The following is a 25,013-nucleotide window of genomic DNA, read 5'->3' on the forward strand; positions in this document are numbered from 1 at the left end:
AATAGCTATTTATAATGAATTTTGTCAGTAGCCACCAGATTTTTTCAGTTGCTATGCAACAAAGCTATCCCAGTGTCAAGCACTGGGATGACAGGAAAAGAGGCTATTTGGATGACATCTTTCTTCTTGGTATAAATTATTTTATATCTCAATGTTCGTACAGCTATGCAAGTTGCCGCATAGTGGATGAGCTCTAAGAGTATAGTTTTTACATAATAATATTTCGTTCATAAATCAATGTTTCAACGTACAGCAAGAACATTTCCATTGTAATTAAGGTTCTTAAGATGTATATTAATGAATCTTGTTTTCAATAAATAATGAAAGTAATAATTGTCATGATAATGTTATTGTGTAGCAGTTACACAATGGCAAGCGAGCGAATAAGTCTGGTGGGTAAAAAACTATCTCAAGGATATGTAGCTCCAGTGCTTACAGAAGATAGCGTTATTTTATCAGATAAGCACGGCGCTTTATATTCCTTTGATATTGATAACTCAAAGGCTATGAATTGGAAATTACACCTCTCACATAGGAAAAAAATTGGTAACATGAGCCTATTGCGTCACGGAGGAAATGTTTTCTTTATAGTGGATAACGTTCTACACACAATAGATGCAAAAACCGGCAAGATTGAGTGGGAAAAAGAATTGAGAGCTCCAGTAAGAGGGAAAGCAGCAGTAATAAATAATAAATTGGCAGTATTGACTATTGATAATTATCTGTACGTGTTTGATATAAAAGATGGCAGCTCCGTTTGGACTTATCAAAACGGTATCAATGAGGTTCGAGGTTTGTATTCCATATCGCCAGCAATTTCTAATGATAAAATAATAGCACCATTTTCAAATGGTGAGTTAATAGCTTTTAATGAAGACGGTAAAAAATTGTGGAGCCAAAAATTGGCTACAAACCTTTTGGATACACAGCTCACAGATGTAACTACTACACCGAGAGTACTTGGCGATACTTTAATAGCTACAAATAATTCTTATATTTATGGCATTGACGTGAAATCAGGAAATATTTTATGGTCAAAGTCACTGCAAGTAAAAAGTGTATCAGACATTGAATCATATTACAGTCCTCTCATTCCTGTAAAGAAACAAAAAGAAGGCGGAAGAATTTTTATAGTTACTAAAGACGATAAAATAATTGGCCTGGATATAAAAAATGGAGAAACAGTCTGGGCATCTGATTTAATAGAAAATACGCAACTATTTGCTCCAATTATGCATGCCCATACACTGTGGGTGACAAGCAATAAAAGTTCAATGTTTGCTTTTCCGGGATCTGAAAGTGCAGGAAAGGTAGTCAAAGTACCTGGTAATGTGTTTCACACTCCAGTGTTTACTCGCAATAAGATATATGTAACAACTGAGGGAAAAGGTGTTTATTCTTTAGAAAATAGGTTTGTTTTTTATGACTGATTATGATTTAATTGTTATAGGTGGTGGCCCAGGAGGCTATAAGTGTGCTATCGCTGCTGCAAAACTTGGATTGAAAGTTGCCTGCATAGATAAAAATAGCATTTTTGGTGGTACGTGCCTGCGGGTTGGGTGCATACCCTCCAAAGCATTGCTCCATTCTTCCTATCAGTATGCTCACACGAAAAATGATCTGTCGAAGCTTGGCATAAAAATTAAGGACGCAAGTTTCGATTTAAAAGAAATGCTAGGCTATAAGGACGCCAGAGTTCAGGAACTTGGAAAAGGTATAGAATATCTGTTTAACCTTCACAAAATCACTAAAATCAATGGGCTTGCTTCTTTTGACCAAGGTAATCTTGAAGTTTCAGTTGAAGGTAAGGTGCTGAAGACAAAAAATATAGTAATTGCAACCGGTTCTGACGTTATTTCTTTGCCAGGAATTAATATCGATGAGAAAGACATTATTTCTTCCACCGGTGCACTATCTTTAACTGAAGTACCAAAAAAACTTGTCGTAATCGGAGCTGGGGCAATAGGGCTTGAAATGTCTTCTGTATGGAGGAGGCTAGGGTCTGAAGTCACTGTAGTAGAATTTTTTGACAGAATCGCTGCAGCAATGGATGGAGAATTAAGTAAGTCTCTACTTTCTAGTCTACAAAAACAAGGAATAAAATTTTTACTTAGCACTAAAGTTGAGGAGATAAAACAAAGTAGTAATTCTTTGAGTGTGAAAGTTTGCTCTGCTCAAGATAACCAAACAAATACTATAGAAGCAGATAAGGTGCTGGTTGCAGCAGGACGCAAACCATGCACTGAGGGTCTTGAAAAAATAGAGAAAGACAGTCGTGGTTTCGTTCAAGTTAACAACAGATATGAAACTAATGTGAAAGGAATATTTGCTATTGGTGATGTGATCGGTGGAGCAATGCTTGCTCATAAAGCAGAGGAAGAAGGGGTAGCAGTTGCAGAGATAATCGCTGGGCAAGTACCTCACGTTGATTATGGAATCATACCATCTGTCATTTACACTCACCCTGCGGTTTCTTCGATTGGTAAAACCGAAGAGGAACTCAAAAATGCTGGCCGTGAATACAAAGTTGGTAAATGTCAATTTGCTGCAAACGGCAGAGCAAAAATCACTGATGATGCTGAAGGATTCGTGAAAGTGCTGACTTGTAGCAGAGCAGATACAATACTAGGTGTGCATATCATAGGAGCATACGCTGACACGCTAATAAACGAAGCAGCGGTTGCAATGGCATATGGCGCAGCAGCAGAGGATATATACAGAATTTGTCACTCTCATCCTGATATAAATGAAGCCTTTCGAGATGCGTGCATCGATGCTTTCTTTAAAAAATAATTGTGGACCTCGGTTCGATCATTGAAAAATGGTATGAGTGGCTGAGGTGCAACAGATCTTATTCACCAAACACTTTGGAATCATACATGAGGGACTTGAAGGATCTTATAAGTTTCCTAAATACTCACATTGGTGGAGAAGTAAATGTTGGTACTCTGAAAAATTTAAGTATACCTGAGTTAAGAAGTTGGCTTACCTCTCGTTACGCAAGAGGTGTAAATGCAAGATCCAACACTCGAGCACTCTCAGTAATCAGAAATTTCTTCAAGTACATAAAAAATAACCACAATATAGACAATGAAGCTGTATTTTCCTTATCAAGGCCAATTCAGAGAAGAACTCTGCCCAAAGCATTATCAATACCTAATATAAAAACTTTATTGAAAGAAATGAAACTATCCGACCTGGGTGAACCTTGGGTGGTAAAAAGAGAAATTGCGATTATCGTCCTGCTATATGGTACAGGCTTAAGAATCAGTGAAGCGTTGAACCTTAGGGTTAGTGATATTAACAATGAAAGTTTAATAGTAACAGGTAAGGGAGATAAACAAAGGCAGGTATTCATTCTTCCGGTAGTAAAAAAGTGTATACAAGAATATGTAAAAGCCTGTCCTTATCTTGGCACTAATAATGAAACACAATATCTTTTTTTGGGAGTAAGAGGAAAAAAATTGGGAAGAACTTATGTGGCTAATCGTTTGCAGAAAATAAGGAGAATATTAAATCTGCCAGAAATCTTATCTCCACATGCATTTCGTCATAGTTTTGCTACTCATTTGCTTCAGGAAGATATTGACATAAGATCAATACAACAACTGCTTGGCCATTCAAGCCTGGAAACTACTCAAGTTTACACTCACCTCAATTATCAAGATGTTTTTAATATGTATAAGAATTTCCAACAAAGTTTGGAGAAGAAGCCAAAACCCTTGTAACTCGAGGATTATCTGTGGCACTACCAGGTCCTATGTCTTTTTCATCTCCTTTGTATAAAAAATATCCTACTAAAAGAAGAACAAGTGCAACTGCTGCAAGACAAGCACCTATTACTGGATAATCGTATAAAACTGCTAAACATGCACCAACAGCAAACGCTCCAGACAACACAAAAGCAGCAGAAGCGTAGTTGCTTAGTTTTCTACCAGGAGAAATTGCTTGCGAGGATTTTTCGTTTTTATTACTCAGACTTTTAGTACGGAGCAGTCTATTTTCTGATGAAAGCCTATCTCTTTCTTCAGTCAGTCGAGCTACTTGATTAGTAAGAGCGCTAATCCTTGCTTGCTGACTTAATTTCTCTTGCTTTGCACTATCCAGCTCTTGCTCTGTTTCTGCAAGTTGAGCTTTTATTTTTTCAAGCTCAATTACAACTTCTTGAAAAGCTCGCTCAAAACCTGCTGGTATATTATTCGTATTTGCCACAGGTTGTTCCACACTTGCAGGAAATTTTTCATTTAGATAATTTTTAATGGACTCAGTTGGCTCACTAGCATTTCTCAATGCAGCAGTAACAATTGCACGATTTATGAAGCAATTATCCTTTACCAATTCTTTTACATCATCTAGATCTTTTCTATTAATAGTACCGGTTAATCGCTCTTTAATGGCTTGTTCAATTATTTGCTTCACCCATGGATTTTTCTCTATATCTTGTATTGGCTTTATTTGACTAAAATCTAGGTCTTTATGTTTTAAAAGTTTAGTCAATACTTCTTCGTTATCTAATGTTATTCCTTGTAAACATGATTGAATAATTAAGCTAAGCAGCGTTTCTATTTCTTCATTTCGGCTTCTTTTCCAGCAATTAGGGTTAAATTCTTGATTTAATGGTCTTTTCGCTTGGTAAATGTTTCCGCTAGAAAGAGCATCTAATAATTCTTTTCCTTTCTGTGCTCTTTCTAATTCTAGTTTTATTGTGTCCTCAAATCCTCTTGCAATACAATTCACAGAGCTTTTATATTTATAATTTCTGACATTAGTGCTTGCATTTGGGTGCGTGAGCAATATTTTTACCATATCTCTAGCTCCAACTTGGCAAGCAATATGTAGGGCTGTATTTTTTTGTATTAAGGGTGTCCTTACCTCCTCCTTTACACCGTCATAGCTTTCTGTCAAAACCTTGAAACCAATATTTTCTTCATGATATCCTACAAAATGATCAGTAGTAAACCATATAGGTTCATTATCATCTTTCGTTACTATTTCATTACTATCAATGTACTTGAATTTACTAGCGTTTATTGATCCCCGTCCATTTCTTAGTGTAAAGCGCTTGGAACCCAAAAAACCATCACGTACTATTTCTTTTCCAAGGTATTGAAAAACTACATGACCTTGGCTGTCTTTCTTTTGCCTTTCCTCATAAACATATTCCCTACTTCGAGCGTTAATATCGATACTGCTATTTTGTATAAGCAATTTAGCCATTTTTTCTAACATGGGTTGTCTACCATAAGTGACATCACAGGCTCTAGCAATAGACATCAAAGGTGTCGTGCCTTCTTCATCAAACGCATTAACATCCGCATCTCCTTCCAAAGCTTGTTTAAAAGCTTCTAGGTTTTCATCATCAATAGCTTTAAATAACTTTTGTGTCGGTGCATCTAGAGTTCTCTGATATCTGTAACCATTAGTATTTGTCCTATTCTCTCCATAAGGCATATTAAACCCATCTAATAATTTACTAACATAATTATGTAAAAGAAAAGGAAAATTGCAAGCAATTTATCTAAAATCCTAGAATTAACTACGACTCCAAAAACTTTTCTGCATCAAGCGCAGCCATGCATCCTGTTCCTGCTGCAACTACTGCCTGACGATATACCTTATCTTGAACATCACCTGCAGCAAACACTCCTGCTTTACTAGTTAAAGTTGTTCCAGGTTTTGTAATTATATAACCCTGCTGATCCATTTCAACAAAGCCTTTAAAAATACCTGTATTTGGTGCATGCCCAATTGCAATGAACACTCCATCCACTTTTAATTCTTGAGCTTCCGTTGATTTAACTATAATACCAGTAACTTTTTTCGGATTTTCTTCTCCAAGAATCTGCTCTACGGTATGGTTCCACATTACTTTTATTTTATCATTTTTAAAGAGCCTATCTTGCATTACTTTTTCCGCTCTCAATTTATCACGCCTGTGTATTAATATCACTTCTTTGGCAAATCGAGTTAAAAATATTGCTTCTTCAACAGCAGTGTTTCCACCACCAATCACGGCTACAACTTTATTCCTAAAAAACGCACCATCACAAGTTGCACAAGCTGAAACTCCGTAACCTTGAAATTCTTTTTCACTCTTGAGACCAAGCCATTTTGCTTGCGCACCGGATGCAATTATAATTGCATCTGAATAGTAGTCATTAGTATTACCAGAAGATCTAAACCTATACTCATTAGAATCCTCAAGTTGTTCAACGCTTTTTATCTCATCATCTATTATTTTTGCTCCAACCTTTTCTGCATGCAACCTCATTTGCTCCATTAGTTCTGGACCCTGTATTGAAACAAAACCAGGATAGTTTTCAACATCTGTAGTAATTGTAAGCTGACCACCAGGCTGCATTCCCGTTACTATAATTGGCTCTAAGTTTGCACGTGCTGCATATATAGCGGCAGCATAACCCGCTGCCCCAGATCCAATAATAAGAACTTTTGTACTAAATTTATAATTCTTCACTGTATGAGTTTAGATAATCAGCTACTCCTTCATCGCTTGCCTGCATTGCTGGCTTACCTTTTTTCCACCCTGCTGGACACACCTCACCATGCTCTTCATTATGTTTAATTGCATCAACGATTCTAACGAATTCATCGATATTACGCCCTAAAGGCAAATCATTTATCGATTGATGACGTACAATAAATTTATCATCAATAACGAAAGTTGCTCTCAGCGCAATTGAGTCATCATATAAGACCCCATAGTCTCTTGATATAGACTTTTTGATATCAGACACTAAAGTGTAGCTAATCTCTCCAATACCACCATCATTAACTGGAGTGTTTCGCCATTTATAATGTGAAAATTTTGAATCTACACTTATTCCTATCACTTCAACACCACGCTTTGCAAACTCATTTATTCTATTATTGAGCGATATCAATTCAGTTGGGCAAACAAAAGTAAAATCAAGTGGATAGAAAAAAAGGACAGCATACTTATTTTTTATGCGCTTACTCAGACAGAAATCATCAACAATTTCTCCGCCGGAGAGAACAGCTGGAGCAGTAAAATCGATAGCAGATTTTGTTACAAGATTCATAATTGACCTATTCTTTTAAAACAACTCTAATTTTACATCTTGATAAACTTATATGCAAGTTTTCTTTAGTTTTAGTCCTATAAAAACTTCCTAAAATAGCTCTTCTTTTTTACCGATAAGATACAATCCAGGTTGGAATACTGAGTTGGTGAGTATAAAATTCTACGTCATGCCACCGCGAACCGTCATACCGCCACGGTATCTCAGCCGCTCACAAGTAGCGGGATGACGGTTGTCGTTTAGCTATAAATGTTAAAAAATTTACCAAACAAAAAAAAGGCAAAAGAAGCCCCGTGGTTGGCTAATTACTTACATTATACTTTCAAGTATGGCGTTTTTTTATTCTAAACGTTTAATAACCGCGATTCAGTTGCTTTTAAGCCGCAACTAATCTAAATTATAAACATTAAGAAATTTACTAAACAGAAAAAAAGGCAAAAGAAACCCTAGGGTAGCTAGTTATTCACTATCCATTTTTTAAGTTGGCGTTTTTTTATGTTTTAAATGCTTTATAAGCGCATTTTAGCTTATATTAGGTAAAAACCTAGAAGTTTTATAAAGACATAAGGTGCACATAGTGCAAAAAATTAAACATGAGACGCCAGATACGTGAGTTTTTTTGTCATTTAATCTGTACAGAGAAGATAAATAAATAGCTTCAGTTTCATGATAAGGGAGTTGGCGGAGTTTGTCAAGTAAGTTTTTCGCTTCTGCGGGCTACTTGAATAACGGCTACAATGTTCATACAGCTATGTACATAGCTGGAACCCAAAAAAAGAACCAAGTAGCCAAGGCTACTTGGATGACAAAAGGTAATACAAGAAATCTATTGGCTCTCGTATATCTTAGTGAAACTTAACAAGTTTATCTATAGTTTTAGTGATGATTCTTGGAGTATCCGGAGAAACTGCTGAGCTCAGCCTATTTAACCGCTCTATAGCGAACTCGCTATTCTCATTTGCTATGAAATCACATAAAATATTTTCTATATCCTTAGTAACACTTTCATGCTTTCTCAGAGGATGATTATGTGGATACCTACTGATGGTTTTGATACTGGAATACTCAACAAAAGCTTGATCCTTAAAAGCAAGTTGTCTCAATTTCTCTTTGAATTTTCCTTCTTCCTCTTTTGCTAAAAGGCGAGACTTTATCAGTGATTTTATAATCAAATTTATAGCTTGATGTATTTCAGAATGCACTATAACTTTAATGGTATTTTCTTCTACTATACAATCATAAATATTTTTTTCGCTCTGTAACGACTCTATTAATTTCTTGCTACTTTGTGAATTCAATTCCAAATTCTCCTCACTCATAGGAGTTATTATGAAGGTGTTCTTACTCACTCTGATGTTAAATTGTGGAGAGCCTTCAGAAAAGGAAAATGCTACATCCTTAAATTCAAGTGCATGATTGTATGCAGCAAAAAGGGTGTGTGCTATAACACTGCTGGGCACCTTCATTCCATGTTTACTCAGGTGGTTCAATACATTTTCAACCTCATGATATGTAAAGTCTGTATCTTTTAGCAATTCAACAACTTCTATGCCGTTGTGTTGTTTATACTCTATTCTCACTTCTTCTGTAAAAAGTGTTTTAGCTGCTATATGTTTATCAAGCACTGTGAAAATCTTGATGAAATTCTCTAAATCTTGTTTGTTAACTAATTCGATACTAATTAAGTTTCTGCTAATAATTGAAATATTTTTTGTCATTTTTTCCCACTAAAAAAACTCACTGAATGAATTGTATTTTTAATTCATTAAGAATTGTTTAAAGTGAGCATACTAGTTTTCATTTACGTATTACACGACAAAACAAGATAAAAAGTTACATAAAATCATCATGTGGTATAACACACTCTCCACATTCATCATTGCTGTTTGTGTAGGTTGTGACATCAGTGTGATTGTCATTATTATTTAGCATATCATCCAACTTTCCTTCTTTTTCAAGATCCATCAATTTGTCACACCCCCCAATGTGCTTATCGTTGATAAAAATCTGTGGAACTGTTCTAACGTTATACTTTGATTTTATGTCGTTAAATAGATCTGAGTTTTTGAGCACATCAATTTCTTCATACTTCACACCTTTTTTATCTAGTAAATCCTTTACCCTTATGCAGTATGGACAGCCCTTCTTTACATATATCACAACATTTTTCACAATTTATCTCCGTAGCTTACTAAAATATAGTTATTATATATAAGAAACATGTAAAAACATCAAATTGTATGAAAATTATTTATAATTGTGAGCAAGGAATAGAAAATAATATAGCACTAACCTTCGGAAATTTCGATGGCATTCATTTAGGACACGAGTTTGCAATTTCTACTCTAAAGAAGGTAGCACAAGAAAGAGGATTACCCTCTGCAGTTTTAACTTTTGAGCCTCACCCATCAACTGTTTTATTTGGTAGAAACAATTTTAGGTTAATAGACCAAGAACAAAAAAAGGAACTAATCAGCAGCTATGGTATAGATTACTTATATATTATTAATTTTAATAGAGGTTTTTCTGAGGTTAGCTGCGATGACTTTATCAGTGAGATTTTAATAGATAAATATGGCGCTAAACACATAATTGTCGGAGAAAATTGCACTTTTGGTCATAAACGATTGGGTAATATATTAACTCTAGAGAAATATTCTGAAATATATGGATACTCTTTGACTAAATTAGAGCCATTAACAATTGACGGCAAAATTTGCTCTTCTTCTTCAATAAGGGAGTATGTACAAAGGGGCGAAATAGAAATTGCTAATAAATTGCTCGGCAGGCCTTATCAAGTTTCTGGTGTTGTGACAAAAGGTGCATGTAGAGGTAGAGAAATAGGATTTCCAACCATAAATATTCCTATAGAAGATTGCATGATAAAACCTAAGTTTGGCACATATTACGCTAGAGTGACTTTTCCTGATAGTAATCCAAATTGGTTATATGGAGTAGTCAATATTGGTATGAGACCTACTTTTAAGGATCTGAAAAAGCCTATAATAGAAATGCACATATTCGATTTTGATGAAGACGTATATAGTCATAAAGTCAATATACAACTTTTAAAATTCATAAGGTCAGAAAAAAAATTCCATAGTATTGAGGAGTTAACAAAACAGATAAATTATGATATACTTAAAGTTTATAGGTTAAAGGCAAATTTATGAAAAAGTTATGCTTAGTTGTTATATTAATTATAGTATTGATTGACCAAACGAGCAAATTGTACATAAACTCATTGATTGATGAAGGAGAATCAATTGAGATCGCTAGTTTTATAAAACTAGTTGAAGTTTGGAATTCAGGTATTAGTTTTGGAATGTGTAGCGCTTTACCACATGGCGGTTTCTTTTTTTCAGCATTTTCAATACTAATAATTGGTATACTTGCATATTTGATATACAAGTCTGACGATCAGTCAACTTACCTTGGTTTTTCTCTGATGATTGGTGGAGCAATCGGAAACGTAGTTGATAGGATCTATTGGGGAGCTGTATATGATTTCATATATTTTCATATTGATGATTGGTATTGGCCAGCCTTTAATTTAGCAGATTTATCTATAGTTTGTGGAATGTTTACATTGTTATATAAGTGGTATATATACGATATGCTTATTTCTAAACAAAATGAGGAATAAAATAATTGTTTTTATATTAGGTCGAAATAATGCTTCATAAGTTTTTTAGTTTTCTTATACTACCTGTACTTTTTTTTACTTACCCAATTTCTTCGAATGCTTTAAACATAGAGCACAACATAAAATATACTAAACTCAGTAACGGACTAGATGTTTATGTTGTTTCTAATCATCGGATTCCAGCCGTTTTACATGCAGTAATATACAAAGTTGGGGGAATGGATGATCCAATCGGCAAAGCAGGATTGGCTCACTACTTTGAACATTTAATGTTTGAAACTACAGGGAAGTTCACAGATATAGAAGCCACTATGAGTAGCATTGGGGCTCAATTTAACGCATTTACCACTAAAGAATATACCTGTTATTTTGAGTTGATCCCCAAAAAAGATTTACCACTTGCAATGGAAGTTGAAGCAGATAGAATGGGCAGCTTTAATGTTACTCAAGACAAAATAGATAGAGAAAAAAACATCGTATTAGAAGAAAGAAAGATGAGATTTGATAACCAACCTCATAACTTGTTATGGGAAGAAATGGATAGTGCATTTTACCGTACTGGCTATGGTAGGTCTGTTATCGGCTGGGAGAGCGATATCAAAACTTACAATTTGGATGACATAACGAGGTTTCATGATAACTATTATCACTCCGGCAATGCAATATTACTGATTGTGGGTGATGTGGAACTTGATGAAGTAGTGAAATTAGCAGAAGAAAAATATGGCGAAATTAAAGCTAAGCCTGTAATGAGAAATTACCCAAATCAGGATCCAGTGCATAATGCAGGTCTATCGGTGACCTTAGAGAGCACTGAAGTAAAAGAATCAGTTTTATATTTTCGTTATCGTGTTCCCTTATTTGATCACATAAATGAAGCCTCTGCTGCTCATTTAGCGGTTGACATTTTAGGTGGCGGCAAATCCAGCAAACTGTATAAAGATTTGGTTTTAGATAAAGATGTGGCAGTATCAGTGTTTGCTTATTATAATAGCCTAGCTTTTAGTGATGGCTACATTGATATTATGATAATTCCAAAAAGTGGCGCTAATTTAGATATTGTTGAAAGAGAGTTAGATAATGCTATTAATGGCTTCGTATCTAAAGGGGTGACGAGCGAGGAATTACAAAGCTCAAAATATAGGTATAAGGCAGCACAGTTTGATAATCTATCTGACTTAACTCATATAGCGATGTTCTATGTGCCACACCTTGCACTTGGTATTCCACTTGATGAAATAGATATTTCATATAGCAAGATTAATGATGTCAATCTAGAGGATGTAAATAATAAAATCCGTGCTATTTTTTCTGCTAATAAGTTAATTGGTCGTTTATTACCAAAAGGAGATAATAATGAGAATAAGTAAAATTATATTTCTATTTTTTTTCTGTCTAGGCTTTAATTTACAAGCAAGTGGTAACCTAAATATAGAGGAGGTCACTACCCGTAAAGGATTTAAGTTTTTATTTGTAGAAAATCATGATTTGCCAAAAGTTTCACTAAATATATCGTTCAAGGATGCAGGTTATGTGTATGAGAATAAGGAAAAACAGGGGCTTGCTTGGTTTACTTCTCTTGTAATCCAAGAAGGGGCAGGAAAAAATGATGCCAAAGATTTTGCGAAAAAGCTTGAAGATAAAGGGATTAGTTTAAATTTTATTGCTGATTTAGAAGCATTTAGGGTTTCATTAAATACTTTGTCTGACAATCTAGAGGAAGCAATTTCATTACTGAGCGATACTATAATGCGTCCTAAAGTTGACCCTGAAGGGTTGAATAGAGTTTTCGAGAAAGCCAAAGTTGATTTTAATAATCTTGAAAAAAATCCTTATTTTGTTGCTGGAAAAGAATTAGATACGTTATTGTTTAAAAAACATCCTTACTCAAAAAGTGTGTACGGTACTCTTGATACTATAATGAGCATTACTAGAGACGATGTTTTAACATACATAAAGCGTAATTTTGCTAAAGATAACATAGTTATCAGTGTTGCTGGTTGTACAAAAAAAGAAGAAATTATTACGCTATTAGATAAATATTTATCTAAATTGCCGTCAAAAAGATCAAAAGTTAGAAAAATACCTGTAAAAAATAATTTTGGTTCTGCAGAAAGTAAGAATATTTTTATGGATATACCACAGAGTGTGATACTTTTTGCTCAAAAAGGTATAGCTTATGAAGATCCTAATTATTATAACGCTGGTGTCTTAATTGATGCACTTGGTGGCATGAGGCTGAATTCAATATTAATGACAGAACTGAGGCAAAACTTGGGTATTACTTATGGTGTTTATGCAAGTATTATTTCCAATAAACATGGAAATATTATATCTGGATTTATAAGTACTGATAGTTCTACTGCTGGCAAAGCTATATCAGCAGTAAAAGATACATTTAGCAGAATAAAAAAGCAAGGAATTGACGAACAATTGTTCAAGGATGCAAAAATTGGCTTGGTAAATAATCTTGTCCTTTTCCTGTCCAATAACACAAATACAGCAACGCTGCTAGATAATATGCAGATAAATGATCGTGATGTTAACCGTATAAATAATTATGCGGATATCATTAATGATGTTAAATTAGAGGAAGTAAACGAACTGGCAAGTTCTTTACTGGAACCTGAAAATTTATTTTTTGTTGAAGTTGGAAAAAACGCTCAAGGTCAATAATTATTACAGTCATATATCTTCTGCTATTGACCTTACTGCTTCTACATAACACTTATGCTCCTCAGCTAGAATGCGTTCTGAGAGGCTTTGAATATCATCAGCTGGTAACACTGGTACAACAACTTGAGCAATTATGGCTCCAGCATCAACTTCAGGAGTGACATAATGTACAGTACAACCTGTAATTTTTACACCTGCTTTTAGAGCTTGCTCTTGAGCGTTTAGGCCTTTAAAAGACGGAAGTAAAGAGGGATGAATATTTATCACCTTGTTATGCCATTTACTCAGAAAATCAGCTTTGAGAATTCTCATAAACCCTGCAAGGCAAATTAAATCAACCTTATGTTGAACAAGTATTTCGTGAATTTTACCAGCATCAAGCGGTTTATCTTTAACAATAAACGCTGAGATTCCTGCTTGCTCTGCTATTTTCAGACCAGCAGCTTCGCTATTATTTGTGATAACACATGCAACTTCTGCGGAAAAATTCTGATCTTGACATGCTTCTATTAAGGCCTGCATATTCGACCCCCTACCTGAAATTAGTATTCCGAGTTTTATCTTTTTCATTATAGCACAGTTAGTTTAGAATTTAGTTAATACTAACAAAACAGCTCAAAAGGAAAACTTATTTTATAGCAAAGAAGGCAGACTAAACTCTTTATATAAGTGGACCTCTAATTTTGGACCTCACTGGACAACACAAAATAACGAATAGCCCCATGTACCCAGCTAAAACTAGCTTTAATGCTTAGATATTGTGCTATTTTTGTATAATATACTACTATAAGTATATATTTTTGTAATCGCGTTATTATTTATTTAACAAAGTATTAGTATAATTTATTACACTGGATTAAATGGAGAAAGTTCAATGAGTAAATTACCGAACAATGCAAAAATAGGTAAATCTCAGGTTACTCAGTGGGAGGTAATAAAAAATTGTGAATATGCTGATAATTGCTTGTCAAAAATAGTAACTTTGTACGTTATTAGAATAACTCAGCTATCAGATTTTTATACGAGTGACGAACCTGAAATTAACACTGTTTTAGCAAGAATAAGCGTGACAAGTGAAAATGTATTTTTAAACAAGGCTACTACTATTGAAGTTATGGAAGGTATTTTTCCGTATAAATTCAACAGCAAGAAGAGAAATAACGTATTAAGGTTAGAAGATTTGTATAATTATTTATGTTCTATTGTTAACAATAGCCTTCCAAAAGAAATGCTTGAAAGTCTTGTAAGGGAATATAAGGATGCTGTTAACTTATTTAAAGCAATTACTTAACTGAACGTAGTATTTTTAAGATTTTATTTTCTATTTCAGAAATGCCGCTTTCAAGATCTTTATCTATCAAATACATGGTAGAGAAATATGTTTTCTGCTTACTTTCAACATTGATAGTTAAAGTTCCGGGAGTGATTGTGACTGAATTGGCAAATAACGCAATGCTTTCATCATTATGCCCTTTGCATTTTCTTAGAATAATGATTGGCTCAAGCTTAGATTTGAGTTGTAGCACCTTTTTTGTTACATAAACACTTGATAAAATGATTTGGTACATTAACCATGGTATATAACTTACTAACTTATAAAACGACAGTCTACTCGTACTATTTAAAATCTGGCTAAGAGCTCTTTCAGCGTTTATCAACCTTCTAAAGATAAACGATGTGAATATAGAGGAAAACACTCCACAAAAAATAAAAAACGGCTCAAAATAACCAGACAATACAGTCCATAGAACAAATAAAATTATAAATGACAGAGAAAAAAACTTGATTTCCTTCCTAAAGTTGAGGTTTTTCATAGTCTGTAATATAACTTAAATGACTCTTTAAGGAAAGATAATAACGAATATTTAGGTTCTTGACTTCTATGTTAAAAGATATAACAACTAAGTTATGTATTTTAAGTGAGGAAGTTATGAAATATGACAAATTTATGGAAATATTAAAAAAAATAAATGACCTTTCAGATTTGAGCAAGGACAATATAGTTGAAAAAATAAAAGCTAAGTTACAAGAAGAAGATCCAGATTTATGTCAAGAGTGGGAAAAGAGTAAACCTGACAACGATAGTGGATCTGGCATAAATTACATATTTACTATATCTCGTGGTCAAAATTCTAAGGAAGTCAAATTGTTACATCTTGCTTCTTATTGGAACTGTGCAAATGTAGCAAAAGCTCTGATTGAAAACGGGGCAGATATTAATGCAGAACATGATAATAAAATTACTCCTTTACATATTGCTGCTCACTATGGCCACGAAGATGTAGTAACCATTCTAACTGGAAAAGGAGCAATTGTTGATGCAAAAAATGGTGATGGATGGACTTCTTTACATTTTGCTGTTGAAAAGAACCACGAAAATGTAGTAAACACTCTAATTGGAAAAGGAGCAAATGTTAATGCAGAAAATGATAAAGGATGGGCTCCTTTACATCTTGCTATTACAAATGGCCACAAAGAGATAGTACAAGTTCTATCAAAAGCAGAAGGAATCAACGTTGATGCAAAAAATAGTGATGGGTGGACTCCTTTACATCTTGCTGCTGCAAATGGCCGCGAAGATATAGTAGAAACTCTAATTGAAAAAGGAGCAGATGTTAATGCGAAAGATCATTATAAATGGACTCCTTTAACATTTGCTTTTCAAAAAGGCCATGAAGTGGTAAAAGGAGCTCTATTAAAGGCACAAGAGAACATCAAAGCTTTGCATTCAGCTGTTAAACATAATAATGAGGAGGAGGTGAAAAACCTATTAAATAAAGGAGTAAACGTTAATGCAAAAGATGATGATGGATGTACTCCTTTACATCTTGCTGCCAGAGAGGGCTGCGAAGATGTAGTAAAAATTCTCATTGCAAAAGGAGCAAATGTTAATGCAAAAGATGATGATGGATGTACTCCTTTACATCTTGCTGCTGAAAATAACCACATAGAGGTAGTAAAAATTCTAGTTGAGAAAGCAGATGTTAATGCAGAAGGTATTGTGGACGAGACTCCTTTACATCTTGCAGCCAGAGAGGGCCATAAAGATGTAGTAGACATTCTAATCAAAAAAGGAGCAAAGGTTAATGCAGAAAATGATGATAGATGTACTGCTTTACATCTTGCTGCTGAAAATAACCACATAGAGGTAGTAAAAATTCTAGTTGAGAAAGCAGATGTTAATATAAAGGATGCTGATAGATGGACTCCTTTGCATCTTGCTGCTGAAAATGGCCACGAAGATATAGTAAAAACTCTAATCGCAAAAGGAGCAAAGGTTAAGGCAAAAAATGGTGATAGACGTACTCCTTTACATCTTGCTGCTAAAAATGGCCACGAAGATGTAGTAAAAACTCTAATCGCAAAAGGAGCAGAGGTTAATGCAAACAATGGTGATAGACGTACTCCTTTACATCTTGCTGCTGAAAATGGCAAAATAAAAGTGGTGGAAGTTCTGCTACACACTGAAGCAGACCCTTCATTAAAAGATGTTGATGGAAAAACGCCAAGAGACCTTACTAAATATCAAGGTATAATTCAGCTTTTAGAGGAAGCGGAAAAAAAGCAAACGTTAAAAAATGAGAATAAAAAAACGCCAAAGGATCTTACTGAAAATAAAGATGTAATGCAGCTTCCAGAGAAAAAGGAAGAAAAACAGGTTGGAAAAAATGCAATTGTGAAAGAAAAAGAACAATCTGCAAAAAATGCAATTGTAAAAGGTGTTATTGTGTGTTTTGTAACTGCAGTGATAGTTGGTGTTGCACTTGCATTTGCTACTGCCCTATCTGTACCAGCAATAATTGGACTAGCTGCAGGATCTGCGCTCATAGTTGGTGCTGGTCAATATATAATGTCAAAGCCTAAACCTGAAATGTCAAAGCCTAAACCTGAAATGAAAGAAGTAAAGGAACCTGTGCCTAGAGAGACAGAAAAAGCACTTATTTGATTTTTGTTATCCTGTTGCTATCAGACTAGCCTGGCACCTTATATTTATTGGGATAACTGTTTTATTATGAATTAAGTCAAAAACTCTGTAATATATTGAAGCTTAAAGATATCTTTAGATATGGAAGTTATTGCAGAAAATAGGAAAGCAAGGTTTGAATATTTCATCTTAGAAGAATTTGAAGCGGGTATGGTCTTATTAAGCAGTGAAGTTAAATCGCTAAGAGAAAGAAAAGTAAATATTTCCGACGCCTACGTTGTTGAAAAGAATAGCGAAGTATGGCTGCACAATATGCATATTGCAGAATATAAAGCTGCGAACCGAAAAAATCATAAACCAAAAAGGGAACGTAAATTACTCTTGCATAAAAAGGAGATAAATAAACTAATTGGTCAAATCAAGACTGCTGGGATAACTGTTGTGCCGCTTTCGGTCTATTTTAACGATAAAGGATTTGCAAAAACTAAAATTGCCATTGTAAAAGGAAAAAAACTCTACGATAAGAGAGCAACCATAAAACAGAGAGAGTGGGATCGTGAAAAAAGTAGATTGTCTAAGAATAATTTATAGCAAAATATGTCTTTAAATCCAGTAATTTTCAGCATCGGTCCTGTTTCTATATATTGGTATTCCTTAGCCTACGTTTTGGGTATAGTGTTTGCATATTGGTATTTACATAAGCTAGATGACCAAAAAATATTTACTAAGAATTTTTACGATTCGTTATTAACAGCCACTATTGTAGGTATTATCCTTGGAGGTAGACTTGGCTACGTATTGATATATGATCCAGTTCTTTATATAAGCAACCCTATTGAGATATTGAAGACCTGGGAAGGAGGGATGTCATTTCATGGTGGTGCTATAGGAGTTTTGCTTGCAGTAATAATTTCGTGTAAAAGACATAATATCCCTACATTTTATGCACTGGACCTAGTTTCTTGCGGAGTTCCCATAGGTTTATTTTTAGGTCGCATAGGCAATTTTATAAACGGAGAGTTATTTGGCAGAGTTACAACTATGCCATGGGGTATGGTATTTCCAGAGAGTGGTGATAATTTGCTGCATCATCCAAGCCAGCTTTATGAGGCACTTTTTGAAGGACTGCTACTTTTTGCAGTTGCAAATTCACTGTTTTTCTTAACTAGAATAAGACTGTATCACGGTGCGTTAACTGGTATTGCAGTTATGTGGTATGGAATAGCACGTTTTTTCGTTGAGTTTTTTCGCGAACCAGACTATCAAATTGGCTATTTGTGGCTTGATTTAACTATGGGGCAGTTGCTTTCTATACCTATGGTTTTGCTAGGAATGCTTGTATATCTAGGCGCATTAAATTTAAAATTTAATACGAAATCTGTCACATAGAGAAAAGGTGAGTTCAATAGAAAAATGTAGCCAGAAGCCCCACATTATGCACAATTGTACGAATTTTCTGCGTTGCAGTAGAATGAATCGGTGGGCTTTGTTGCATCGCTAGCTATGATGGATTAAAGATAAAAAAGGTGGAGAATATCAGTAGCTTATTATTCTGGTATTTATAACAAGAACGGTCAGTGAATACCTAAATTTGAGTAAAAGAAATTTCACTACCACTCACTAATCTGGCTAAAATTCAAGAATTTCAATGCTTTAGCTATTTTCAATAGAATTAAATTTATTAATATAAATAACAAATTACTATTCTTAAATTTGATCAGATTGATTGCAAAAAAACAAGATTTTCAATAAGTTGCTTATAATCCTAATTATAGTTAGCCTTTCATAAGTAGCGATGCAACAAAGCCATCCCAGTGTCAGCTACTTTCATGACACCATTTGCTGTGCAGTTTACCTTCAAAAATGAATGTTCGTACAGCTATGGAATGAATCGCGGTATGACGTAGCTTCGCTATAGGCAATGAAGGAAATATTAACTATACTTCTTTTTACCATTGTTTATATTTCCTATTCACATATATTAATATTTTACTCACTTAAAGTAAGCTAACTACCGTTATTAATATTTTTGTAATAAAAATTGTATATGGTGCATGTAATCAAATTAAGAGGAAGATTGTGGAAATTACGCCATCAATAAAAAAAGAATTGAAGCAAAGTACTCTATATGTTTGCCTAGAAAAATGCAAAAGTGCATTTTGGTTTATCTTTTGGTTTAGTGCGGGAATCAATTTATTAATGTTATTCCTACCACTTTATACCTCTCAAGTGCTTGATCGGGTGATATCGAGCGAAAGTGTATCAACACTAACTATGCTGACAATTATCACTTTATCTGCATTTGCATGTTCTGCAATGCTTGAAACTTGTCGATATTTAGCCATGGCAAAAATAGGTGATTGGATCGATAAAACTGCAACACCAGATCTGATAGTAAGGTCAATCAGGCTAACGTCAGTGCAGAGCTCAACTTCAAGTGGTGAAGCAATACGAGATCTCGGAGTGATAAAAAATTTCATTACAGGAAATGGTATATTCTCACTGTTTGATACTCCATGGTCGTTAATTTACCTTGTTGTGATTTTCATGATACATACCTCCACGGGGTTTATAGCTATTACTGGAATTATTATATTAGTCTCTATGGCAATATGGAATGAACTTGCCACTAAACGAATATTACAAGAAACCAACGAAGAAACTATACGGAATATCAATGCTATAGATGTTGCAACAAGAAATGCAGAAGTGGTTGAAGCTATGGGCATGTCAGAATTCATAGTCTCTGATTGGTGTAAACGAAATGATCAGAATCGAGCAATGCAAATTAAAGCACAAAATCGCTCTAATGTAATTACTGGAATCACTAAGTTTTTGCGCTCAACTCTGCAAATATCAGTAATTGGAACAGGTGCATTACTTGCAATCACAGCTCATAAGACTGCCGGTAGCATCATCGCTGCTTCAATTTTAATGGGTAGAGTATTAGCACCATTTGATGCTGCGGTTCATACTTGGAAGTTTTTAAATCAGGCTAGAATGTCATATGGAAGGCTACAAAGACTTATATTAACATCGCCAAAAAGAGAGCAAACGATGGCTCTACCAGAACCTGAAGGAAAATTGGAATTTGATAGAGTATTTTTTACTCCTTATGGAAGCAATAAGCCGACAGTAAAAGGAATATCATTCATTATAGATCCTGGAGATGTAGTTGGTGTTATTGGTGCAAGTGCTTCTGGTAAATCCACTATCGCAAAATTAACTGTTGGTGTATGGAAGCCAATATCTGGTGTAGTCAGACTAGATGGCGCTGATGTATATACTTGGAATCGAGAAAATTTTGGTAATTATGTTGGCTACTTACCTCAGGATATTGAGTTATTTAACACTAGTGTCAAAGCTAATATTGCTCGCATGAGGCCAGATCCAAATCCTGAAGAAATAATCAAAGCAGCAAAAATTGCAGGAATACATGAACTAATACTAAGCTTACCAAATGGATATGATACAACAATAGGAGGTCCTGGAGGAGTAACGCTCTCTGGCGGCCAAAAACAGCTTCTTGGACTTGCCAGAGCTTTTTATGGTCACACAAAACTTTTAGTACTTGATGAACCAAACGCTAACTTAGATAGCAATGGAGAGGCATGCTTAATTAATGCAATTGGCATTGCAAGAAAACAAAATACTACTACTGTTATCATCACTCACAAGCTACCGTTATTGTCCGTAGTTGATAAGGTGATCCTCATGTCAGATGGTGTCATTTACGCTATGGGACCAAAAGATGAGATTTTGAGCAAATTAGTTGCTCCATCATCAAGTACCACAGAAGATGAGCGCTCTTCAGCAAATGGTTAGTTTACTTACAATAAATTCTGTATCTGAAATAACAACTGTTCCAGAAAAATATATATTTCTTTACCATTAGAAATAATATTACAAGAATAGTAAATATATTAATAACTCTTATTAATTAAAGTCAATCGGCAGATATAGCTAAAGTGGCTTAGGTTTACCTACAATTTGAAAAACAACAAATTCGTCTTAATGAATTTTCTTAATTTATTATCTAAATAACTTAATATTAGTGGTAATTTTATAAAAAAATTATAATATAAATAATGTTGCTGCGAAAATTTATAACAATATTTCCCTCTAACGTTTAATGAATTTCAATAAATTGCCTTTTTAATTCTAGATAAGTATATGCTTTGTTAATATGTTTAGTTCAAAATCCAAAAGTAAGTTTATGCTTTCTATTGGAGAAGAAGGCATAATGTTACTATATTTTAAAAATAATACTTTAAATAAAAGGTATTTTGTTAAGGGCAAAAACGATAAAGCAGTTTCCGATTTAATTTCATGTCTTTCGTCAGATAAAAAAGCACCTTTATACCTGGTGCTTAATCATGCAGATCAAAATTACTCGCTACAGTTTATTACAAGGGCAAACAAGATTAGTGCCTATCTATCAGCAAAAACAAAGATGGAGCATTTTTCTCGTAATAATGACATAAGTTCAGTTTTTTTGGTTGAGAAGCCAAACAAATTCAATCAAAACTGGTGCTATCTTCTTGTTTCATCAAAAGCAAAGCATTTAGTAGAATATTGGTTGAATGTGTTTATTGAGATAGGCTCCAACTTTAAGGGAATATTAATGTTTCCTATAGAAATAAGTAATATAACAAAAAAGATTCTACATAAAGATCCTAATAATTGGAAAATTATAGTTGCTGCAACTAAAACGGGAGGCTATAGACAAGTGGTTCTTAAAGAGAATAAAATGGTATTTACGCGCTTAACATCATTTACTAATGATAATTTACCAGGAATTATCGCTGGTGGAATATATCAGGAAGTGCAAGATACTATTCGATCCTTAACTAAGTTTGGGTTTGAAAAAAATAACCCTATCGACCTTTGTATCATAGTGTCAGAAGATATCAAAGCTAGTTTATCAGTCATAAATTTTTCAGAGAACAGTGTGAACATATTAACTCCATATGAGTTAGGCAAACTATTAGGAGCAGAACTAGCTATAAGTGAAAAAGATAACTTTTGCGATACCATAATTTTGTTTCATAGCTTTAAGAATAAATTAGCAGCTATTTTTAATACAAAGGAAACTAAAGAATTTTATCTATTCAATTACCTTTATTTAAACTCTCCTCGAATTTTTCTATACTTCGCCCTGGTTTTAGTTATAACAAACACCCTTTGTTTGCTAAATTTGTATTCAAATTTCAATGTCGCTGATAATTTATCAGCAAAGCAGAACACCTTAAATAACCAATTAACAAAACTTAGCCAAAGCTATAATGTAAAAAAAATAGATGAAATTTATGATTTTATTAATATCAATAATATTTTATCAAAAATAGAATACTCTCCTCTTACACAAGTTAAGTATGTAGAAAAGTTAAAAATACCAGGTATAGAGCTTCGATCATTTGAATGGAATTATAATGAGGCAAAAAGTTATATTACCACAACTTTAAAGTTTAATTTTCAATCCGGTAAAAATATTTCTCATCAATACGAGAAACTACGAAAAAATTTAAACGATAATTTTCGTACCTATGACATTAATATTTCTAGCTTACCTGCTGCTAAAGAGCAAAATCTATCTATTGATGTTGAAATAGGAGAGGCAATGTAGATTAATGACTATCTCTCAATTAAAAAGAAAAGCTACAATTCAGTTTATATCGTATTTGTTATTATCTGTTGGATTAATAGGGTTATTAACATATGTTGTTATCTATAACGAAAAGATTTATAATAAAAACCAAATTGCGATTGATAAAATACGTTCTATTAATTTACAGATTACTGGAATTCAAAAAAAGGAAGTTGTTCTAAATAAAAACCTAGATTTATGGAAAAAAATTTCTTCTTCAAATTTACATAGTAGCAGATACATTGCAAATTTAAATTTCGAGCTTAGCAAGTTATATAAAAAGTACTATATATTAGAACCTGAAATATCAATTTCTATACCCGAAGAAGTTGAGCTCCACAACAAAAGTGAACGCACAAAAGTAATAAAAAGTGAAGTGGTCCTAAATTTAAGCTCAATCAGCGATAAGCATATTTTTTTATTTCTACAGTCTATTCCAAATCTGCCCGGTTATGTTATGATCAAATCTCTTATTTTAAATAAGCAGAGAAATATTGATGCTGCAACTATGAATCAGATTTTGAATGGTAATATGATAGAGATAGTGAGAGCTAATATAGTCTTTGATTGGTATACTATATTAAGTAGATAAGGTGATGAACATAAAGCTGTTTTTTATTTTTACGCTACTCATTTCCAATGTTAATGCATATTGCAGTTGTGAAGATATCATAGAAAGCATAGAAATTTGTAAGGAGTATTCTTGCCGACAATATATTGGCAATGAAGATTTTATTGAGCATAAAATATTAGGATTAAATAGTGAAAATTTATGCGTATATATAGAAAAACAAGGTAATGATGAAATGGTTTGTCATCATTCTCAGTATGGAATGATGATAGAAAAAAGATATTTTGAAAGTATTCTTAAAGTTGGCAATCAAGAAATCGACGATTTTATTGATATAGCAAATTTGCGTGCAAAAGAGTGTTTCTTTATCAACAATCAAAAACTAAGCTATACAGATCGGGACGATATAATAAGAGAAGCAGTGGAAAGTGACTTTGACGTTTTGTCACAATATAGTAACGTAAAAAGCATTTTTTTTGATGAAGAGCCAGTTAATAGAATGGTCAATGAAATGGAAAAGTTCAATTTACGATCTTCAAGAGCTGTAAAAGAGGAGGTATCAGATAATTTCAACTGTAAGGTAGTGAGTTTAGACTCAATTTTATATCTTTCTCCCGATACATGGAAAATATGGGTAAATGGAAAACTGTTTATAAATACTAAGGATTTAAAAGTGCACTCAGTCACTGAAAATTATGTAACTTTTGTATGGACCGTAGATCAAAAAGCAATAAAAAAGCATGCGAATGATTCTCAAAATGTATATTTTGGATATGGGAGTATTATGTTTACGCTTTATCCAAAACAAAAATTTGACTTGGATGGCTTATCTATTAAATAACTTAAATATATATGCGCTTGTAGCTCAGTTGGATAGAGCGTTGCCCTCCGGAGGCAAAGGCCGTGGGTTCGAATCCCTCCAAGCGCACTTTTAATTAAATTTGACAATAGTATTTTCACATAAGATAATAAAAGGATTTATTTAGAGCATAATTATGTCTGGTGGTACCATAAACAAAGTCATACTAGTTGGTAATTTAGGAAAAGATCCTGAAATTAGGACTACACAAAATGGAAAAGAAATGGCAAGTTTTTCAATAGCCACGTCTGAAAGTTGGACTGACAAACTTTCCGGTATGCGCTCTGAAAAGACAGAGTGGCATAATATCGTAATTTTTAGTGAAGGATTAGTAAAAATCGTCAAAGATTTTGCACGCAAAGGCAGTAAAGTTTATGTTGAAGGTTCTTTGAGAACTAGAAAATGGACTGACCAAAACGGTGGTGAAAGATACACAACAGAGGTGGTTCTATATAATTTTAATAGCGCTCTTACTCTCTTGGATTCACGAAATAGTGCGCCAAATTCTGATTACAAGCCAAGTGAATACAAACAAGGTGAAACAGGACAAAAAGATAAACACGAAAGTTTTGACAACGATATAAAAGATGAACTACTCGATGATGAAATACCATTTTAACAATTTAAA

Annotated in this window: 24 protein-coding genes and 1 tRNA gene; 18 read left to right on the plus strand and 7 right to left on the minus strand. The window is 33.8% G+C overall.

What is annotated here, in order from left to right; all coding sequences use genetic code 11:
* Positions 1–14: 14 nt before the first annotated feature.
* From INQ25_RS02865 to INQ25_RS02880, 4 genes are all read left to right on the plus strand, one after another.
* Entirely contained in the window at positions 15–197 is a 183-nt protein-coding gene (locus tag INQ25_RS02865) for a hypothetical protein (protein WP_213863018.1), read from the plus strand.
* A gap of 123 nt (positions 198–320) precedes the next feature.
* Positions 321–1,430 carry an outer membrane protein assembly factor BamB family protein gene (locus INQ25_RS02870; protein WP_213863019.1) on the plus strand — a complete coding sequence of 370 codons (1,110 nt, stop codon included), beginning with the start codon at positions 321–323 and terminating at the stop codon, positions 1,428–1,430.
* Positions 1,423–2,793 (plus strand): dihydrolipoyl dehydrogenase, encoded by a 1,371-nt coding sequence (gene lpdA / locus INQ25_RS02875; RefSeq protein ID WP_213863020.1) that lies wholly within the window; start codon positions 1,423–1,425, stop codon positions 2,791–2,793. Before INQ25_RS02870 ends, lpdA begins: the two co-directional genes overlap by 8 nt.
* A 2-nt stretch (positions 2,794–2,795) precedes the next feature.
* Positions 2,796–3,728 carry a tyrosine recombinase XerC gene (locus INQ25_RS02880; RefSeq protein ID WP_213863021.1) on the plus strand — a complete coding sequence of 311 codons (933 nt, stop codon included), beginning with the start codon at positions 2,796–2,798 and terminating at the stop codon, positions 3,726–3,728.
* Here the strand turns inward: INQ25_RS02880 and INQ25_RS02885 are convergent.
* The 5 genes from INQ25_RS02885 to grxC all read right to left on the minus strand — a co-directional run bounded on the left by INQ25_RS02885 (position 3,673) and on the right by grxC (position 9,233).
* Complete coding sequence (locus INQ25_RS02885; protein WP_246484079.1) at positions 3,673–5,451, minus strand: ankyrin repeat domain-containing protein; 1,779 nt, start codon at positions 5,449–5,451, stop codon at positions 3,673–3,675. The two genes, INQ25_RS02880 and INQ25_RS02885, sit on opposite strands and share 56 nt — an antisense overlap.
* 85 nt (positions 5,452–5,536) lie before the next feature.
* Complete coding sequence (gene trxB / locus INQ25_RS02890) at positions 5,537–6,475, minus strand: thioredoxin-disulfide reductase (RefSeq protein ID WP_213863022.1); 939 nt, start codon at positions 6,473–6,475, stop codon at positions 5,537–5,539.
* Positions 6,462–7,061, minus strand: coding sequence for a peroxiredoxin (locus tag INQ25_RS02895; protein ID WP_155969063.1), 600 nt, complete (start codon positions 7,059–7,061; stop codon positions 6,462–6,464). Before INQ25_RS02895 ends, trxB begins: the two co-directional genes overlap by 14 nt.
* 845 nt (positions 7,062–7,906) lie before the next feature.
* Positions 7,907–8,779 (minus strand): hypothetical protein, encoded by an 873-nt coding sequence (locus INQ25_RS02900; protein WP_007550039.1) that lies wholly within the window; start codon positions 8,777–8,779, stop codon positions 7,907–7,909.
* Between the two features lie 115 nt (positions 8,780–8,894).
* Positions 8,895–9,233 (minus strand): glutaredoxin 3, encoded by a 339-nt coding sequence (gene grxC, locus INQ25_RS02905; RefSeq protein ID WP_213863023.1) that lies wholly within the window; start codon positions 9,231–9,233, stop codon positions 8,895–8,897.
* Positions 9,234–9,301: 68 nt separating this feature from the next.
* Here grxC and ribF point away from each other — a divergent pair, with 68 nt between their 5' ends.
* From ribF to INQ25_RS02925, 4 genes are read left to right on the plus strand one after another with little or no spacing between them, the layout of a single operon-like run.
* Positions 9,302–10,234: a riboflavin biosynthesis protein RibF gene (gene ribF / locus INQ25_RS02910; protein WP_010082493.1), complete on the plus strand. Its 933-nt coding sequence runs from the start codon at positions 9,302–9,304 to the stop codon at positions 10,232–10,234.
* Entirely contained in the window at positions 10,231–10,707 is a 477-nt protein-coding gene (gene lspA / locus INQ25_RS02915; protein ID WP_006279329.1) for a signal peptidase II, read from the plus strand. Before ribF ends, lspA begins: the two co-directional genes overlap by 4 nt.
* A gap of 29 nt (positions 10,708–10,736) precedes the next feature.
* Positions 10,737–12,077, plus strand: a complete 1,341-nt coding sequence (locus INQ25_RS02920; RefSeq protein ID WP_010082492.1) for a M16 family metallopeptidase — start codon at positions 10,737–10,739, stop codon at positions 12,075–12,077.
* Positions 12,064–13,383: a M16 family metallopeptidase gene (locus tag INQ25_RS02925; protein ID WP_213863024.1), complete on the plus strand. Its 1,320-nt coding sequence runs from the start codon at positions 12,064–12,066 to the stop codon at positions 13,381–13,383. The genes INQ25_RS02920 and INQ25_RS02925 overlap by 14 nt, the downstream gene beginning before the upstream one ends.
* 9 nt (positions 13,384–13,392) lie before the next feature.
* Here the strand turns inward: INQ25_RS02925 and purN are convergent, their stop codons facing one another.
* A complete protein-coding gene (gene purN / locus INQ25_RS02930) occupies positions 13,393–13,953 on the minus strand; it encodes a phosphoribosylglycinamide formyltransferase (RefSeq protein WP_010082490.1) in 561 nt (186 codons plus the stop codon).
* 304 nt (positions 13,954–14,257) lie between these two features.
* On the opposite strand from purN, the gene INQ25_RS02935 reads away from it, so the two are divergent.
* Entirely contained in the window at positions 14,258–14,674 is a 417-nt protein-coding gene (locus INQ25_RS02935) for a hypothetical protein (RefSeq protein WP_010082489.1), read from the plus strand.
* Here INQ25_RS02935 and INQ25_RS02940 read toward each other — a convergent pair.
* Positions 14,667–15,197 (minus strand): Na+/H+ antiporter subunit E, encoded by a 531-nt coding sequence (locus INQ25_RS02940; protein ID WP_010962821.1) that lies wholly within the window; start codon positions 15,195–15,197, stop codon positions 14,667–14,669. The two genes, INQ25_RS02935 and INQ25_RS02940, sit on opposite strands and share 8 nt — an antisense overlap.
* Positions 15,198–15,265: 68 nt before the next feature.
* Here INQ25_RS02940 and INQ25_RS02945 point away from each other — a divergent pair, with 68 nt between their 5' ends.
* The 9 genes from INQ25_RS02945 to ssb all read left to right on the plus strand — a co-directional run bounded on the left by INQ25_RS02945 (position 15,266) and on the right by ssb (position 25,004).
* Positions 15,266–17,329, plus strand: coding sequence for an ankyrin repeat domain-containing protein (locus tag INQ25_RS02945; protein ID WP_213863025.1), 2,064 nt, complete (start codon positions 15,266–15,268; stop codon positions 17,327–17,329).
* Between the two features lie 120 nt (positions 17,330–17,449).
* Positions 17,450–17,899, plus strand: a complete 450-nt coding sequence (smpB, locus tag INQ25_RS02950) for an SsrA-binding protein SmpB (RefSeq protein WP_007548863.1) — start codon at positions 17,450–17,452, stop codon at positions 17,897–17,899.
* 6 nt (positions 17,900–17,905) lie between these two features.
* Positions 17,906–18,697 carry a prolipoprotein diacylglyceryl transferase gene (lgt, locus tag INQ25_RS02955; RefSeq protein ID WP_010962823.1) on the plus strand — a complete coding sequence of 264 codons (792 nt, stop codon included), beginning with the start codon at positions 17,906–17,908 and terminating at the stop codon, positions 18,695–18,697.
* 690 nt (positions 18,698–19,387) lie between these two features.
* Positions 19,388–21,133, plus strand: coding sequence for a type I secretion system permease/ATPase (locus INQ25_RS02960; RefSeq protein WP_015589192.1), 1,746 nt, complete (start codon positions 19,388–19,390; stop codon positions 21,131–21,133).
* A gap of 361 nt (positions 21,134–21,494) precedes the next feature.
* Positions 21,495–22,934 carry a hypothetical protein gene (locus tag INQ25_RS02965; RefSeq protein ID WP_015589193.1) on the plus strand — a complete coding sequence of 480 codons (1,440 nt, stop codon included), beginning with the start codon at positions 21,495–21,497 and terminating at the stop codon, positions 22,932–22,934.
* Positions 22,935–22,938: 4 nt separating this feature from the next.
* Positions 22,939–23,547 (plus strand): hypothetical protein, encoded by a 609-nt coding sequence (locus INQ25_RS02970; protein WP_065094800.1) that lies wholly within the window; start codon positions 22,939–22,941, stop codon positions 23,545–23,547.
* A gap of 4 nt (positions 23,548–23,551) precedes the next feature.
* Entirely contained in the window at positions 23,552–24,367 is an 816-nt protein-coding gene (locus INQ25_RS02975; RefSeq protein WP_213863026.1) for a hypothetical protein, read from the plus strand.
* Between the two features lie 13 nt (positions 24,368–24,380).
* Positions 24,381–24,454, plus strand: a tRNA-Arg gene (locus INQ25_RS02980).
* Positions 24,455–24,521: 67 nt separating this feature from the next.
* Positions 24,522–25,004, plus strand: coding sequence for a single-stranded DNA-binding protein (gene ssb, locus INQ25_RS02985; RefSeq protein ID WP_213863027.1), 483 nt, complete (start codon positions 24,522–24,524; stop codon positions 25,002–25,004).
* Positions 25,005–25,013: the final 9 nt, after the last annotated feature.

It is taken from the genome of Wolbachia endosymbiont of Rhagoletis cerasi (assembly GCF_018454475.1).
Lineage (GTDB): Bacteria > Pseudomonadota > Alphaproteobacteria > Rickettsiales > Anaplasmataceae > Wolbachia > Wolbachia pipientis.